Here is a 16,374-nt window from a genome sequence, read left to right as displayed (position 1 = left end):
CCCCAAGTATTATCGACATTATTCCAGAATAACCGTGTATAAAGAATAACCATAACAGTGATTTTGATCACTATATTGGAATATTTTATTCCATAGAATCGCCGTCAAATAACAGCTGATGTGAGAACAAAGCATGACAATTGATTTAAGCGGATTGGTCACAGAAAGCCGCAACCCGGCCAGTGCAGAGATAGACACACTTTCAACGGTCGAAATGCTACAGGTGATCAACGATGWAGACCAAAAAGTGGCGCTTGCGGTGAAAGCCGTCTTGCCACAAATTGCGCAAGTGGTGGATGCAATTACGCATGCATTTGCACACGGCGGACGCTTAATCTACATGGGTGCGGGAACATCTGGCCGCTTGGGCATCTTGGATGCCAGCGAATGTCCTCCMACCTATGGCACACATCCGGATAAGTCATTGGGCTTATCGCGGGTGRCCATCAAGCTATTTTAAAGGCGGTGGAAAACGCTGAAGATAACGAGCAACTAGGCCAAGACGATTTACGCTCACTCAACCTAACCGATAAAGATGTGGTTGTCGGCATTGCGGCGAGCGGTCGTACACCCTATGTACTCGGCGGATTAGCCTATGCGAAAACCATTGGCGCCATGACAGCATCGATTGCTTGTAATCCTCATTGCCAAATGGCTGAGTCGGCAGATGTTGCCATTCTGCCCATCGTGGGGCCTGAAGTCGTCACCGGCTCTTCGCGCATGAAAGCCGGTACCGCGCAAAAGCTCGTCCTCAATATGTTGACATCTGGAGCAATGAWCCGCAGCGGTAAAGTGTTTGGTAACCTGATGGTTGATGTTGAAGCCACTAACGCCAAACTGATCCAACGCCAAATCAATATTGTGGTGGAGGCAACCGGCGCCTCAAAAGCGGTGGCTGAACAGGCCCTCTGCGCATGCGATCGTCATTGCAAAACCGCCATCTTGATGATTTTGGCCGATTTGGATGCCGAGCAAGCAAAAACTCGCCTCACCGAGCACAACGGTTTTATTCGTGCAGCCCTCCATCGTGATTAACTATTTTTAGCTCCAGAGGATCGCCCCCATGGCCAAAATCACTGCCAATACCGTCGCGCAACTGCTGTCCGCCGTTGGAGGGAGCAGCAATATCAGTCGATGTGGCAACTGTATGACAAGACTACGGTTATCCCTTGCCAATAACAGCTTGGCTGACCAGTCTGTTCTCAAAAAAATCCCCGGCGTTATGGGGGTGGTCGAGAGCAATGAGCAGTTTCAAATTATTCTCGGCCCCGGTAAAGCACAGCAAGCCGCAGAGATGATGAATCAACTTCTTGAATCCTTGACCGTCAGTGGTGACGAAGCGTCAGCTGAGACGCAGCCAGATCTGTCTACATTGGCGGCCGAGCAAAAACAACAGCTAAAAAGCAAACAAACCAGCGCTATTCAACGCTTTCTGAGTAAGTTTGCCACCATATTCACGCCACTGATCCCCGGCTTTATTGCCGCGGGCTTGCTACTTGGTTTTGCGACCTTGTTAGAGCAGATGTTTGTACTGGGCCAAACCCCGAGTCCGTTTGTGGTCGATTTGATCGCGTATATGCAAGTATTTGGCAAAGGCTTGTTCGCGTTTCTGAGTATCTTACTCGGCTACAACGCCCAGCAAGCGTTTGGTGGTTCAGGCGTCAATGGTGCCATTCTCGCGTCTTTGTTTGTGTTGGGCTATGACCCCGACGCCAGCTCGGGCATCTACTCGGGCATGAGTGAGTTTTTTGGCATGACGATCGATCCTCGCGGCAATATTATTGGCGTATTGATCGCAGCCATTGTCGGTGCGCAAGTAGAACGTCAGGTTCGCAAATACATGCCAGACGATCTCGACATGATTTTAACCTCGCTCATTACCCTATTTATCATGGGTGCGGTGACCTTCTTGTTGATCATGCCGATCGGTGGCGAGCTATTCAAAGCAATGTCTTGGCTGTTCCTTAACTTAAACGATAACCCGTTAGGTGCTGCGGTTTTAGCCGGCGTGTTCCTGATTTCTGTGGTATTCGGCATTCACCAAGGATTCGTCCCTGTGTACTTCGCGTTGATGGAGGCCCAAGGCTTTAATTCGCTGTTCCCTATTCTCGCGATGGCGGGTGGTGGCCAAGTGGGTGCATCCATGGCGCTGTATTTCAAAGCGAAGAAAGATGCGCTACTGCGCACCCAAGTGAGAGGCGCAATTATTCCTGGTCTGCTCGGTATTGGTGAACCACTAATTTATGGCGTGACCTTACCTCGCGTGAAGCCCTTTGTGACAGCATGTATTGGTGGCGCAGCCGGCGGATTTTTTATCGGTCTGGTGTCGTACTTAGGTCTGCCGGTTGGCTTGAACACAGTATTCGGCCCTTCCGGTATCGTAGCCATTCCGTTGATGACGTCAGATAGCGGCATTTTCCCGGGCATGCTGATTTTTGTTGCCGGACTGCTTATCGCTTATGTGGTTGGCTTTCTCGCGACATACTTCTTTGGCTRTAAAGATGTCGATTTAAGCTAGTTCATTATCCCCCATCCACATGAACCAGCTTGCGCCCTTGTCTTCCTCAAGGGCGCACCTTTTTCTACGTCCGCATGCGCGTTTTACACTGACAAAAAAGAGGGCCTAGCAATATGCGCTAAAAGCCCTCTTCCGTTATACAACCCGCGCTAAATTAAGAGCGCGTTACGTCCACCAGCGCATCGGCCAATGTATCAATATGGCGCTCCGCTAAGCCGGCAATATTGATGCGGCTATCTCCAACCGCATACACGCCATGCTTATCACGCAGTTGGTTGACTTGCTCTGTGCTCAATCCCAAGACAGAGAACATCCCGCGGTGCTGTTGAATAAAGTCAAAGTAGCCATCACCGGTTCGAGCGCGTAACGCTGCCGTTAGGCCTTCACGCAGGCGGTTAATGCGCGTGTTCATCGTTTCGATTTCTTCGCGCCACTGCTTCGTGAGGGCGTCGTCAGTGAGAATGGTTTCGACGATCGCCGCCCCATGATCCGGTGGCATGGTGTAGGTGCTGCGCGCCAGTTGCAAAATACGCCCTTTGGCATTTTGCGCTTCCTTGGCGGATTTCCCCACGACAATGGCAGCACCGGTACGCTCACGATAGAGGCCAAAGCTTTTCGAGCAAGAGGTGGCAATCAGCATCTCTTCAACGTTATCGGCTAACACACGTAGACCACGCGCATCTTCATCTACGCCATCCCCAAATCCTTGATACGCAATATCCACAAACGGGGTAAAGCCATTACGATTAGCCAACTCAGTGATGGCTTCCCACTCTTTCAGGCTAATGTCCGCTCCCGTTGGGTTATGGCAACAGCCATGCAGTAACACCACGTCGTCAGCGCCGGCTTGAGACAATGCATTCAGCATGGCATCGGTATCCACCATCTTGGTGTCTCGATTGAAATACGGGTAGAACTTGACCGTTAGGCCTGCCGCTTCCATGACAGGTTTGTGGTTCACATAGCTTGGGTCAGTAAGCCATACCGTGGTCACCGGCTTGGCGAGATGCATCAAGTCAGCCAGCATCCGCAACGCACCGCTCGCACCCGGGGTTTGTACTGCGGCACAGCGATGGTAAGCATCCGTACCCTTCAGCAGTAGATCAACCATGGCTTGGTTGAAGTTTTCATTGCCAGCAAGGCCAACATAGGCTTTGGTTTGCTGGCTTTGCGCCAATGATTGCTGCGCGGTTTTAACCGCTTGCATAATCGGTGTTTGCCCGTGACTGTCACGATATACACCAATGCCCAAATCCATTTTGTGCTCACGAGGATCGTCACGAAATGCCAATGACAAAGAGAGGATCGGATCCTGCTGGGCAGGCGAGAGCAGATCTAACATAGTATTACGTCCTTTTAGGCCTGGATGCTCAAGATACGTAATACCCTACCCCATGCGGGAAAATTGGCAACCTCTCAGCGCTGATTCTCTTGCCACTGCTGGGCTCGCTCGGACAAAAAGTGTACGCATTGGTTGTCACTCCCTCGCCAGACCAAGTTAGGATCGGCGCGAGATTGTATAAACTTCCCATCAATCAGCACATCAACGTAAGCCAATATTGCTTGTTGTTCCGGCGAGAGATCCGCCAAGGTATAACCACTCCATAGCCAAACATCCTTGTCTGGTGCATGCTTGCCCACCTTTTGTAACAATAATTTTACACTGGTGAGATTGGCAGGATGCAGGGGGTCACCACCACTCAGTGATAAGCCACGCCTTGGAATACGCGTATCCGTGAGATCGCGCATGATTTTCTCACACATTAAATCCGTGAATGGATGGCCGCTGGTAAGCGACCATGTTGATTTATTGTAACAACCACGACACTGATGCTCACAACCCGAGACAAACAATGTGCACCGTGTGCCGGGACCATTCACGACATCAATAGGAATGTATTTGTGGTAGTTCACGCCCCTCTCCTACATGTGTTTGACGCGACGAATCACTTCTTGTTGTTTACCCGGATTAAATGGCCGCGTATCAGGACTGCCCAAGTAACCGCAGACACGGCGCGTGACCGATACTTTGGCGGGATCATGGTTGCCGCATGCAGGGCAGGTAAATCCTTTACTGGTGCAATCAAATTCCCCTGTGAATCCACACTCGTAACACTCATCAATAGGCGTATTGGTCCCATAGTAAGGCACACGTGTGTAGCTATAGTCCCAAACATTTTCGAGCGCTTCGATGTTGTGCTGCATGTTGGGGTACTCGCCATAACAAATAAATCCGCCGTTTGCCAAGCGTGGATAATCCATTTCAAAATCAATCTTATCGTAGGGCGTCACCTGCTTTTCCACGTCTAAGTGGAAGCTGTTGGTGTAGTAGCCTTTATCTGTGACCCCTTCAATCATTCCAAAGGCTTTGGTATCGAGTTGGCAAAAACGACTGCACAGGTTTTCACTCGGTGTGCTGTACAAACTAAAGCCGTAGCCCGTTTCTTCTTTCCAGCGCTCCGTCGCATCATGTAAATACGCGACTATTGCCTTGGCTTTTTTCTGTTTAATCACGCTGTCGTAAAGATGAGGCTCACTGCCGTATAGAGCATTGATGGTCTCATGCAATCCGATATACCCTAAGGAGACAGATGCGCGACCGTTTTTAAAAATCTCGCTCACGTCATCATCCGCATTAAGACGTACGCCACAGGCCCCTTCCATGTACAAAATCGGCGCAACACGGGCCTTCACCCCTTTAAAACGTGCAATACGGGTATCCAAGGCTTGGCGGGCAATATTAAGCGTGGCATCTAGGCGCGCAAAGAATGTCTCTTCATCGCCTTCAGCCTCAATCGCCAATCGGGGTAAATTAACACTGACTACCCCCAAGTTATTGCGTCCCTCGTGGACCCACTCACCATTTTCTTGATAGGCGCTTAAAAAGCTGCGGCATCCCATGGGTGTTTTAAAAGAACCGGTTACCTGAACGACTTGCTCATAGTTGAGAATATCGGGATACATGCGTTTGGACGCACACTCCAACGCAAGCTGTTTGATGTCGTAATTCGGATCTGAAGGATGACGGTTGAGCCCTTCGCGAATACAAAACACAAGTTTAGGGAAAACCGCCGTTTTGCGATTTTCGCCCAAGCCCGCAATACGATTGGCAAGGATGGCTMGTTGCACCGCACGGGCGGCCCAGCTTTGTCCGAGTCCGAAGCCAAACGTTACAAATGGCGTCYGCCCATTGGCGGTATGCAAGGTGTTCACTTCATACTCCAACGACTGAAACGCATCAAAGCACTCTTTCTCGGTACGTGCCATGGCGTATTGATCCGCCTTGGCAATGGACCAAGTTTGCGCCACTTTTAGGTGTTTGTGATAGCTGGCTTCGACATAGGGTGCCAACACTTCATCGATACGATTGATCGTGGTACCACCATAAATATGACTGGCCACCTGCGCGATGATTTGTGCCGTTACCGCGGTTGCAGTCGAGATGGACTTTGGCGGCGCAATTTCCGCATTACCCATCTTAAAGCCTTTTTGCAACATGCCCGCCAAGTCAATCAACATACAGTTAAACATCGGGAAGAAAGGCGCATAATCGAGATCGTGATAATGGATTTCTCCCGATTCATGCGCACGTACCACCGCACTGGGTAGCATATGTTGTTTGGCATAGTGCTTGGCGACAATACCAGCCAGCAGATCCCGCTGAGTTGGGATCACTTTGCTATCTTTGTTGGCATTTTCGTGCAACAGCTCGGTGTTCGTTTGTCCCACCAAGCCTTGCACTTCGTGATTCAATCGGCCACGGCGTTCACGGGCAATATCGCGATCGTGACGATACTCAATGTAGGCACGTGCAACCGCTTTATGCGGCCCAGACATCAGCGCATCTTCCACGGCATATTGAATGTGGTCGATATCCACTTCTTTCTCGCCAGCGAACTGGGTTGCGATCTTATCGGCCAATGATCGAATCGCCTGATCCGATAACGAACACGAACGCGTCCCCTGCGCACGCTGTGCCGATTCTCGCGCACAAGTTACCGCTTGAACAATCCGGTCAGCATCAAATGAGACGCGTGTTCCGTCGCGCTTTATTACCGCTGGCATATGCCCTCCATCACCATATATTGGATTTAAACCTAGCAAACAACACAAGATGTGGCATTTAATAGCAAGTGGGGTCGCCATTGTGTTGATACAGATCATCGAAGTTTCGAATAGAGAAATTCGGAGGAATAAACGCGTACAAGGTCATCAATGTTGTGATGAATTGTTGTGACTTTTGTTAGTTAAAATCAAACCTTGTCCGCATTTTGTGGGTTCGATCAAATGTGACTTACAGGCTTCAAGTAAGATCACAGTTATGAAGTCATCATTGAGGTTTACGCCACTGTGATCCTGCGGTTTGGAATCGTAGTGTTGCTTTGGGCGGTAACGTGCCCGAGCTTTGCGCTGACGATAGCAACATGGAACTTTGAATGGTTAACCCTAAAAGGCGATCAACGCGCTGGAGATCGTGGTGACGAAGACTATCATCAACTCGCCTCGGTTTTTGAACAGCTCTCGCCGGACGTGCTCGCGTTTCAAGAAGTCGATAGTCCGGCGGCACTCGCACGGGTTGTACCCAGCGATCAATACACTTATTACTTTTCTGACCGCTACCCCGCGCTGCGCGATAAACCCAATAGTCAACAACTGACTGGCATTGCGGTACGCAATGGATGGACCGTTTCGGATCCAAAAGATCTTCGCGCGATCGCGTTACCCAGCTTTTTTGGTGTCCCAGCGCTACGCTACGCCACCTACGTGATTATTACGCCCCCTGACCAAGCGCCGTTTCATATGCTCTCTGTCCATCTGAAATCAGGTTGTTTTCATCAATCACAAGGCACCCGAAGCTGCGATAAACTTAACAAGCAGATGCGCGTGTTAGCCGATTGGGTGAGTGATCGTCATCATGCGGGCGAACACGTCGTGGTCGCGGGCGATTTTAATCGCTACATTGGTGAGAGCGATGATGCCGTTTGGCGAGACTTTCAGACTCGTCTGGTTGAAAAGTCCCCCACACCGCCCCATTTAATAAACGTCACCGAGTCTGTCCGAGCACGCTGTAAGGCAAGACGGTACAACCATCGAACCCAATCGTGGAATCAAGTTATGTATAACCGCTTGGTGGATCACATCTTAGTCAGTGAACCTTTAGCCAAGCAGTGGCAATATAGCTACCAGCATCACTTTGATTATCATACCGTGATGCGTTACCGCTTAAGTGACCATTGTCCCGTCGTGGCTCAATTCACTCAGCCAGCAGCTTCGCAACGCTAACTCAAAGCGCATAGTCGCTTTGGTTAACTTGTCACAATACTGACATCGAGCCGCCATAGACTGAATACACTGATGGCAATCAACCATCTAAATCGTTTAATGTGGGCAGTTGGCAAAAAGGTCCTGACTGTCATCTGGCATCCTGAGTCAGCTAACTGCCATGTGCAAACTAAAAGGGGAAACCGCTTAGCCTTGAAAACAGGCGCAGCACAAGGAGAACCATCATGGATACATTACAACAGCACGTGATCCCAACCGATGACGATCTGCTTGCCGACTATCTTGGCAATGCGACCGGCTTCGAGGAAGACGACATATTTAGCGATGATGTAGAAGACGCATCCCGCTAACGGATATCATTGCGTCATTCGTCACCAGTAAATAACGAATTTTTCAGTTTTAACGCAGTGCTGACAACGTTCCCGCCGCCATTTTGCTAGGTTGTCAGCAAATCCACCGACTTAACGATGCGTCATGAAAAAAATCCTCTCGATGTCCATGCTTTTTGCTTCACTACTTTCTTTCAATGCATTTGCTGCGCCGGAATTGATTGCCAAATCCACCCTCGATTTTGGGGATTTTGAGAAGACCGCCAATATCGAGATCCAAGGAAACATTCAAGAAGATGTGCTGCGTTTAGCAGAGCGTGGCGTTCAAGATCAAGACGCAGACTATTTCGTGATTGAACAAATTAACGAAGACACACAAGAAGAAGTGTTAGTCGTCTCGGTGAGCCTGTACCGTGAACATGCCACCGACAACCAACAAATGGTTGAAGACCGCCTCGGCTAACGATTAGCCAAACACAGGCGAGTCGCTGCTGGCCTGTGTTTTCCCACCTGACGTCCGTGCACGCCATTTGCTACACTTGCCGCTCTTAATAAAACTAGAATGAGCAATGTCGTGATTGGAACCTTAGATAAGATGCGCACAGAAGCCGGCGCAGAGGTACAGTACTTTCTGCGTGTCGGTGACGAAGAGCTGCATCTCAACCCTCTCCTCGGACAAACCCTTACCCTGACCCACACTGGCAATATCTTTTGCGATGCGTGTGGACGAAAAACAAAAAAGAGTTACTCGCAAGGCCATTGTTATCCGTGCATGAAAAAGCTCGCCCGCTGCGACATGTGTATTATGAAACCTGAAACCTGCCACTATGCACAAGGGACGTGTCGCGAGCCAGAATGGGGAGAGCAGTTCTGCATGACAGACCACATCGTCTATCTGGCCAACACGTCTGGGTTAAAAGTCGGGATTACTCGCGCTAACCAAATGCCAACCCGCTGGCACGATCAAGGCGCCACACAGGCTCTTCCGCTGTTTCGGGTAAAAACACGCCATATTTCTGGGCTGGTTGAAGTCGCCATTGCACAACATGTCGCGGATAAAACCAATTGGCGCGCGATCTTAAAGGGCGACAATGGTCAGCTCGATCTCCACGCCGAAGCGGCGCGACTTACTCAAGCGATTGAATCGGAGCTCGCGGATATTCGTCTGCAGTTTGGTAGCGATGCGGTTCAGCCCGCCGAGCTGGATGCATTGAGCTTTAGTTACCCTGTCACTAAGCACCCTACCAAGATCAGTTCGCATAACTTTGATAAACACCCTGAAGTCAGTGGTGTGTTACAAGGGATCAAAGGTCAGTATCTGATCTTTGATACAGGCGTGATCAATGTGCGCAAGTTTACCAGCTACGAGGTCAGCGCGTCGCACAGTTAACCACGCGTCCAATCCGCGACACTGTGCAAGTGATGATTAACGCTTGCACAGTGTGCCTTTCTCACGACCTCCAGAGGAAGATGCCGTTCATTTCAGTCAGGTTATTGCGGTTGAATACCGGTAATATCTGAGATYAACGCAATATGTTGKGCACTTAACGGCAGTGACCAACGAACATCGCCAGCATCAGCCACCAACACATTGGCATCCGCAATCATCTGTAACGAATCAGATTGAACCTGCATACTCAATTTCATTGCGGGCAATTTGATCACCACTTCATGCGCGGTAACGATTAGCTTACCGTGTTCGATATCAACCACCATCTCCCTCAATCCTCCAACGATTTATCGGCGCGCTTATCGGTGAGCACCGCCATCGTAAGTCGGCTTACACACACGTCTCGACCTCGCTCATCGTGAATAGTGATATTCCACACCTGGGTGGTTGCCCCAAGATGTACAGGACTTGCCACGCCAGTCACTATCCCTTCTCGCATCGCACGCAAGTGATTGGCATTGATATCTAACCCAACACAATACTTACCTTCGGGCACACACATGTTTGCCGCCAACGACCCCAGCGTTTCTGCGAGCACCACAGACGCGCCACCATGCAACATGCCTAAAGGTTGATGGGTATGGGGAGCCACAGGCATGGTCCCAGTGAGGCTCGATTCATCAAATGCCGTATACTCTATGCCCAAGTGAGCAACCAGGGTATTGCTCGAAGAAGCGTTCAAAGCCTCTAATGACATCGCTTTTTTCCAAATGCTCACACTTTGCCTCTATTTTTCATCGTCGCTGTGGATGTTTGTCATACTGTTGGGTGGAGATCAAGCTACATGTCATGAAAGCCCGATATTGAAAACGGCGTCTAGTTGATTACTATACGTTAGTTTTTTCAGCAGCTTGTCATCATCAACGAGTATAACCATAAAGGGAGCCCCCATGCTACGCATCGCAAAAACCGTGTTTTTGTCAGCAAGCCTCACGATATTGCTCTCAGCATGCGCACACTCTCCCACCGGGCGCAATCAACTATTACTGTTTTCCGGCGACCAAATGGCCAACCTTGGTCAACGCTCTTTCGAAGAGATGAAACAATCTCAGCCGATTAGTTCCGACCAAGCCATCAATGCCTATGTACAATGTGTCACCGATGCTATTTTGGCCGTCGTGCCCCCACAGGCAGATTTCTCCGAATGGGAAGTAGTCGTATTTGATAGCGAGCAAGTCAATGCCTTTGCACTACCGGGGGGCAAAGTGGGCGTTTATACGGGTTTACTCAATGTGGCAGATACCCCGGATCAACTCGCGGCAGTGATTGGACATGAAATCGGACATGTACTGGCTGACCACAGCAACGAGCGCCTATCTCGCTCTCAACTCGCCACGCTGGGACTCACCATCACAGGTATGTCAATGTCTGACAGCCCATACGCTGCGATGGCTATGGCCGGTTTAGGGCTTGGCGTGCAAGTAGGGATTTTACTGCCCTACAATCGTGCGCAGGAGTCTGAATCTGACAAAATTGGCTTACAGCTCATGCATCAAGCTGGCTTTGACCCGAGTGCGAGTGTCGCCTTATGGCAAAACATGGCCGAAGCCTCAGAGGGTGCGCCACCAGAGTTACTCTCGACCCACCCATCGCCTGACACTCGTATTCAAGCGCTAGAAAAAGGCGTGAAGGCGCTTCCTAAAGTGCCTCATCGTTTAAAACCGCACTGTGAAAAGCCCAGTTAGCATTATCAATAAAAATATTTTCTTAACATATTGARGAGTGTCACACTCTGCTTCAAATCACGGTGATGCAAAGGGTTTCAGCGGCATTAGGTTACATTTGTCACACAACAAATTAACCTATATGTTACGCTTAAAATTTAGACCACGCGCTGTGAGCACCACTTGTGATGAAGCAGTTGTTGATGTTTCTGTTAAGCGTCTTGCTTGTGCCGATAGCCTTTGCCACGCCACAGAGTCAAGTCGACCCATTTGATCAGATGTTTGAAAAGAATACGCTGGTAATGATGTTGATCGTGCCAGAAAGTGGTGAGATTGTAGCTGCTAACCCTGCCGCCAGTCGGTTTTATGGCTATTCAATTGATAAACTAACGCAGATGAACATTGGTGATATCAATGATTTATCACCAGAAGCTATTGCTGAAGAGCGCAAACTCGCCAAACTGGAAAACCGAAACTATTTTGTTTTTCGCCATCGTACGGCGGACGGCTCCTCCCGAACCGTAGAAGTCTCGTCGGTGCCTATCGACTATCAGGGGGCAAGATTACTCTTCTCAATTATCGCCGATATTAGCGATTTCCGCGCCACGCAAGAGTCCCTCTGGCATTATCAGAACCGACTTGAAAAGATGGTCGCAACACAAACCGAGCAAATCGAAAAGCAAAAAGACCATCAACTCGTCATTACCTCGCTGATCATTTTTTTACTAGGGGCTGGACTTGCTGTCATGTGGTTGGTGCTGAGCAAATCCAGACGGACGGAATACGAGCTTAAGCTCGAACGACGTCGCCTCGATGAAATTATTCGCGGCACCCATGTGGGCACGTGGGAATGGCATATTCCCTCTGGGGAGCTGGTCATCAATGAGCGTTGGGCCGAAATCTTGGGTTACCAGAAAGAGGAGCTGACCCCAGCTTCTTTTGAAACTTGGAAAAAGCTCTGTCATAGCGACGATTTCAGCCGCGCATCGAAAGAGATAGAAGCAGCGTTCAGTGACCATGATCCCTTTTATGAGTGTGAATTCCGCATGCTACATAAGGACGGGTTTTGGGTATGGGTATTGGCGAAGGGCAAGATTATGGAGTGGGACCGAAACCGCCAGCCGCTGCGGATGGCCGGCACCCATCAAGACATCAATGAGACCAAACGTCTATATCTTCAGTTCGAGCATATGGCGCATACCGACACTTTAACCGGTGCCTTGAACCGTGTTGCGTTTAAACAACGCGCCGATGTCGTCATGGCTCAAGCTCGTCAGCAAAGCGCTCACTTTGCGCTTTTGTTTATCGATCTTGATGGCTTTAAGAAAATAAATGATACCTACGGCCATGATGCGGGAGACTGTGTGCTCATTGAAACCACCAAACGAATGGGACATAGTATCCGTAATTCCGACACACTAGCACGGCTCGGTGGGGATGAATTTGCGGTCATTCTCGAGTACACCAGTCAGCCAGACGATGCAGCGCGCGTGGCAACCAAAATTATTGCCAGCCTAGATAAACCCTTTGACGTAGGGGACGGGCAACAGGCACGACTCTCTGCCAGTATTGGCATTGCTTGCTATCCTGAACATGGGGAGTCTGTCGAACAACTGCTCAATTGCTCTGACGCTGCGATGTATTACGCCAAAAAGTCGCTATCTGGTGGCACCTACGCTTTTTGCGAGCCGGAACACCTATCATCGTCACCCCGTGACGATCAAAACTAAGCGAGGTTATGACGATGCAGTTCGAGTCGGTGCGGTAGCTCGGGGCGTTTGACTTGCTAACGCTTCATTGGTCACATCTTGAATAGAAATAAACATATGATTCACCTCACCGCGTGTATTGGCCATGGGGTGCATAGTGACGTTTTGATACATAAAGGGAAGCTGACCGGTAATCGGACGCACGTGACGGCAACGAAACAAGTAAGGGCGCTGCTGCCAGACAATAAAGCTGCGGCAGCGTAACTCAAACACCGGCTGTGATTTGGCGCGAAACCAAGGCTCGTTGATTTCCGGAAACACCTCGAATAAGGTGCGATTTTGCACATCCTTAGCGTGTTTGCCGCTGTGGTGAACCATAAAGCCGTTCCACATCTGAATTTGGAAATCTTTGTCTAACACAATCAGTCCCATATCGATGTGTTGCACCATATCGAGCATCCAATGGAATTGATCAAAATCTTCTGTCATCGCCTTACTCCTCGTCCATCAGATAAGCCAGCTTCGCATCCAACAAAGGTAGCGATTCATCCAGTAATAACAGCAATAGATCGCACTTAATCTCAGTGCCATCGATCTGGTAGCTCACTTCAATGGTCACCGTGCGTTTCCAAGAGCCTTTCATCGCAGCTATCAAATGATCTGCCTCTACATGTTGTCCCATTAATGCCGGATAGCTTTGCGAAAACTCGAGCGCAGCTTGCTCACCGAGCCCTCGCAAAAAGGCACTAATCAAGATATTGCTAATATCGACCAACAGCTCGAGTTCATTATCGAGCGAGCCATCATCGGGATAATCCAGCAAGTCGATCATGTCACTGATACTGGAATCGCTGATCAGCATTAAAGCTTCACCAGCAATCCCTTCGCCACTAAAACCTTGGCAAACGCCGTTCATGGTGTCTGACTGTGCCAAGTGGCGAATGGTCATGGTCAATTCAGTCACCTCAAACACATTAACCTGCGGCAGGGGCATGTGAACAAACACGCCACAATGACGCGCGAGTTTATCTGCCGCCTGCCCCATAGCAATGTTGACCACTTCCATATAAATATCACGCCGGCTCAGCTTCTCCTTCGGTGCATGGGAGCGCTCCGTTTCCGAGGCGGTTGCGGTGGGCAGATAGGCTTTAATCAATGCCTCAACGCGCTCGCGGCTAATGGGCTTTTTAACAAAGTCTTTCGCGCCCCGTTCAAGCACTTGCTGCTGAGCGAGCGGTTGAATATCCCCAGACACCACCACGACGGGGACTGTCATCCCGGCAGATTGCATTGCTTCAAGGGTTTGATAACCATCCAATTCCGGCATGGTTAAATCAAGGAACATAATATCGATCGACTGACTGTTTAAAACATCTAAAGCCACCTTGCCATTCTCGGCAAAGTGCACCTCAGCATCTAAATCTTTGGGTAAGGTTCGCGCGAGCTGCTTACGCGCCAGTGCGGAATCATCAGTGATCAGAATTTGTGTGGTCAAAAGCCTCTCCTTGTCGACTTCTTAACTGAGAGTGTGGCTGGGTCAACACAGTAAGCATAAACCAAGATGAAAAGGGATGAGGGCAAACCTGTCAAAATACTGTCTTTATCGGTCACTGGTTTGAGTTTCAGCTAAGTCACAGAGTGCTTGAAGACGATCCGCGCGACTGATCAAATGAGGGTGTTGTAAGTACAAATGATGCAGGCAGACCAAGCAAAGCTGAACACAATCGTTCACCTTTTCGCTGATCGTTTCTGGGTCTTCAAAAAACTCGCCCGTCAGCAACGCCTGCCAATCCTCTGTGAGTGCACTAATCATAGAAATATCTAACGGCGCATTCACAAGATGACGCGCAGCAGGTTCAATGCGCTCCATGTCATCACTGGCAGCAAAAATATTTCGCAACGCAATAATCGCATCCACCAGCGCCCCTTGCGTGTTGGGACGTTTTGCCGCGGCATATAAGCGGGACATGGCTAAACGAATGCCGCTCGAATCCGTATCATCGACCAACATGCTCCAACGCTCGATGTCCACCAAATCGAGTTCACCTATCGCGATGGGATCGCTGGTTTCGGCCACTGAACCAAAATCTTGCCGACGGTTATCCAGCGAAAAAGGATCAATGCGCCAGACCCACTCGGGCGCGACAAAGGGTTTATATTCTGTGAGGTAGCAAAGCGCCATACACAAAGTGATGTTGAGCTCCGTGGTTTGCTGATCGGTATTCGCATCCATCACTTCATCTGGCCAATCGTCATCTTCGAGGAAGTCACCAAAGTTGATCGCAAACGCATAGCCCGACTCCAACATAAAACCGTTATTGCGTCGTTTGGCCATTAAACCCGGCGCTTGAAGTACGTATTCAGCAATGCTTGGCGTATAACGGCGAATGCTTCCCCATTTAGTATCCAATTCCGCTAAGTTGGTGAGTGCCGCATTACGAAATCCAACAAACATCGGAATATGTGCCACTTCGCCATCGGCAAGACTGCGGGCGATATCCAACATTTCTTGTACAGTGCTGACAAAGCGATCCGCAGAGACGATCCCGCGGATCCGCATCAAGTCATAACTGTTGATTAAAATCGATACCGGCAAGCTCGCCAAACTCACTACACCACGATGCCCGGTTGCATCTTTGTAGTCACCGAACGTTTGCTGAGGATCATTACCTATGGCGTCAAACAAGCGCTCTAGGGACGGATCGGCCAAAATACGCTTTTGCACAATCTTACTGATTGGAAACTGTTCGATAGCAGCCGTTAAGTAACCTGCCCCACGATAGAAAAGATGAGGACGATGGCCCGCTTTGATCAAAAAGAGTGGATAGAGCTCACCGGCAAGCTGACAAAAGGCACTGATAAGCGGATCAACGCTATTAACACGCGTTGCCAACTCTCCACCTTGTTGTGCGCGCCACACATTGAAAATATGACGACCATTTTGCATCACATGGGGCAGACGATAGAAGAAAGATTGCTCGCTCTCCCCCTGCTCCACCGCAGACACACGTAGCTGTCGACACAGCTCGACATATTGGTTGAGTGTGTCGCGCTGTGTGCGGCTTAGCCCCAATTTTTGCATCAAGATCAGTCGGCCTTCCGCCTCTGTGACATTGAGAATGTAGCTCACCACCCGGTGACCCATGGTTTTCACAAAGTGCGGAATAGCCGGATAGGACATCATGCTTATCCGCCTATTTTTAATCGAAAAATCAATCCAGTTTTTATCACCGTTATCGGCAGAAAACGGCAACTCTTCACCGTGACTATCGCTAACATCGTACTCGTCACATCGTCTCGTGAAAGCTAAGTATAGCTATCTCAACAAGTAACGGACGAAGGACAAAAACAGAAACAATTTTGTGACGACTCAATGCGGGGAATGCTTGACCAAGCTGTAGCACGCATCTATTCTAGCGTA

Annotated in this window: 15 protein-coding genes and 1 pseudogene; 8 read left to right on the top strand and 8 right to left on the bottom strand. The window is 49.6% G+C overall.

Annotation, left to right across the window (positions count from 1 at the left end):
- The first annotated feature begins 133 nt into the window (after positions 1-133).
- Positions 134-1,035: pseudogene (gene murQ, locus BZG83_RS07690) on the top strand (N-acetylmuramic acid 6-phosphate etherase).
- A gap of 28 nt (positions 1,036-1,063) precedes the next feature.
- Positions 1,064-2,518 carry a PTS N-acetylmuramic acid transporter subunit IIBC gene (murP, locus tag BZG83_RS07685; protein WP_077479989.1) on the top strand — a complete coding sequence of 485 codons (1,455 nt, stop codon included), beginning with the start codon at positions 1,064-1,066 and terminating at the stop codon, positions 2,516-2,518.
- Positions 2,519-2,672: 154 nt separating this feature from the next.
- Here murP and BZG83_RS07680 read toward each other — a convergent pair whose 3' ends face one another.
- The 3 genes from BZG83_RS07680 to nrdD form a co-directional block, all read right to left on the bottom strand.
- The gene (locus BZG83_RS07680) at positions 2,673-3,860 is read right to left on the bottom strand and encodes an amino acid aminotransferase (RefSeq protein WP_077479988.1); all 1,188 of its coding nucleotides are present in this window, start codon (positions 3,858-3,860) and stop codon (positions 2,673-2,675) included.
- A gap of 74 nt (positions 3,861-3,934) precedes the next feature.
- Positions 3,935-4,432 (bottom strand): anaerobic ribonucleoside-triphosphate reductase-activating protein, encoded by a 498-nt coding sequence (nrdG, locus tag BZG83_RS07675; RefSeq protein WP_077479987.1) that lies wholly within the window; start codon positions 4,430-4,432, stop codon positions 3,935-3,937.
- 9 nt (positions 4,433-4,441) lie between these two features.
- Positions 4,442-6,583 (bottom strand): anaerobic ribonucleoside-triphosphate reductase, encoded by a 2,142-nt coding sequence (gene nrdD / locus BZG83_RS07670; RefSeq protein WP_077479986.1) that lies wholly within the window; start codon positions 6,581-6,583, stop codon positions 4,442-4,444.
- A gap of 285 nt (positions 6,584-6,868) precedes the next feature.
- Between nrdD and BZG83_RS07665 the strand changes: the two genes are divergently transcribed.
- The 4 genes from BZG83_RS07665 (at position 6,869) to BZG83_RS07655 (ending at position 9,520) form a co-directional block, all read left to right on the top strand.
- Positions 6,869-7,801: an endonuclease/exonuclease/phosphatase family protein gene (locus BZG83_RS07665; RefSeq protein ID WP_158011495.1), complete on the top strand. Its 933-nt coding sequence runs from the start codon at positions 6,869-6,871 to the stop codon at positions 7,799-7,801.
- Between the two features lie 224 nt (positions 7,802-8,025).
- Complete coding sequence (locus tag BZG83_RS17085) at positions 8,026-8,151, top strand: hypothetical protein (RefSeq protein WP_274532433.1); 126 nt, start codon at positions 8,026-8,028, stop codon at positions 8,149-8,151.
- A 124-nt stretch (positions 8,152-8,275) separates the two neighbouring features.
- Positions 8,276-8,593 carry a hypothetical protein gene (locus BZG83_RS07660; RefSeq protein WP_077479984.1) on the top strand — a complete coding sequence of 106 codons (318 nt, stop codon included), beginning with the start codon at positions 8,276-8,278 and terminating at the stop codon, positions 8,591-8,593.
- A 99-nt stretch (positions 8,594-8,692) separates the two neighbouring features.
- Positions 8,693-9,520, top strand: a complete 828-nt coding sequence (locus BZG83_RS07655) for a DUF2797 domain-containing protein (RefSeq protein ID WP_077479983.1) — start codon at positions 8,693-8,695, stop codon at positions 9,518-9,520.
- Between the two features lie 101 nt (positions 9,521-9,621).
- On the opposite strand, the gene BZG83_RS07650 is transcribed toward BZG83_RS07655, so the two are convergent.
- Both BZG83_RS07650 and BZG83_RS07645 read right to left on the bottom strand, forming a co-directional pair.
- Entirely contained in the window at positions 9,622-9,846 is a 225-nt protein-coding gene (locus BZG83_RS07650) for a DUF3389 family protein (RefSeq protein ID WP_069586918.1), read from the bottom strand.
- A 5-nt stretch (positions 9,847-9,851) separates the two neighbouring features.
- Positions 9,852-10,298, bottom strand: a complete 447-nt coding sequence (locus BZG83_RS07645; RefSeq protein ID WP_077479982.1) for a hotdog fold thioesterase — start codon at positions 10,296-10,298, stop codon at positions 9,852-9,854.
- Between the two features lie 172 nt (positions 10,299-10,470).
- On the opposite strand from BZG83_RS07645, the gene BZG83_RS07640 reads away from it, so the two are divergent.
- Complete coding sequence (locus BZG83_RS07640) at positions 10,471-11,265, top strand: M48 family metallopeptidase (RefSeq protein ID WP_077479981.1); 795 nt, start codon at positions 10,471-10,473, stop codon at positions 11,263-11,265.
- A gap of 182 nt (positions 11,266-11,447) precedes the next feature.
- Positions 11,448-12,974, top strand: a complete 1,527-nt coding sequence (locus BZG83_RS07635; protein WP_158074941.1) for a sensor domain-containing diguanylate cyclase — start codon at positions 11,448-11,450, stop codon at positions 12,972-12,974.
- 6 nt (positions 12,975-12,980) lie between these two features.
- Here the strand turns inward: BZG83_RS07635 and BZG83_RS07630 are convergent, their stop codons facing one another.
- From BZG83_RS07630 to BZG83_RS07620, 3 genes are all read right to left on the bottom strand, one after another.
- Positions 12,981-13,442: a PAS domain-containing protein gene (locus BZG83_RS07630; RefSeq protein ID WP_069586922.1), complete on the bottom strand. Its 462-nt coding sequence runs from the start codon at positions 13,440-13,442 to the stop codon at positions 12,981-12,983.
- 4 nt (positions 13,443-13,446) lie between these two features.
- Positions 13,447-14,448 (bottom strand): response regulator, encoded by a 1,002-nt coding sequence (locus BZG83_RS07625; protein ID WP_077479979.1) that lies wholly within the window; start codon positions 14,446-14,448, stop codon positions 13,447-13,449.
- 105 nt (positions 14,449-14,553) lie between these two features.
- Positions 14,554-16,137: a hypothetical protein gene (locus tag BZG83_RS07620; protein WP_077479978.1), complete on the bottom strand. Its 1,584-nt coding sequence runs from the start codon at positions 16,135-16,137 to the stop codon at positions 14,554-14,556.
- Positions 16,138-16,374 lie beyond the last annotated feature (237 nt).

Source organism: Salinivibrio sp. PR919, from assembly GCF_001995355.1.
Taxonomy (GTDB): Bacteria; Pseudomonadota; Gammaproteobacteria; order Enterobacterales; family Vibrionaceae; genus Salinivibrio; species Salinivibrio proteolyticus.
Note: the sequence above shows the minus strand (reverse complement) of the source record. Positions and strands in the feature narration are given on the sequence as shown.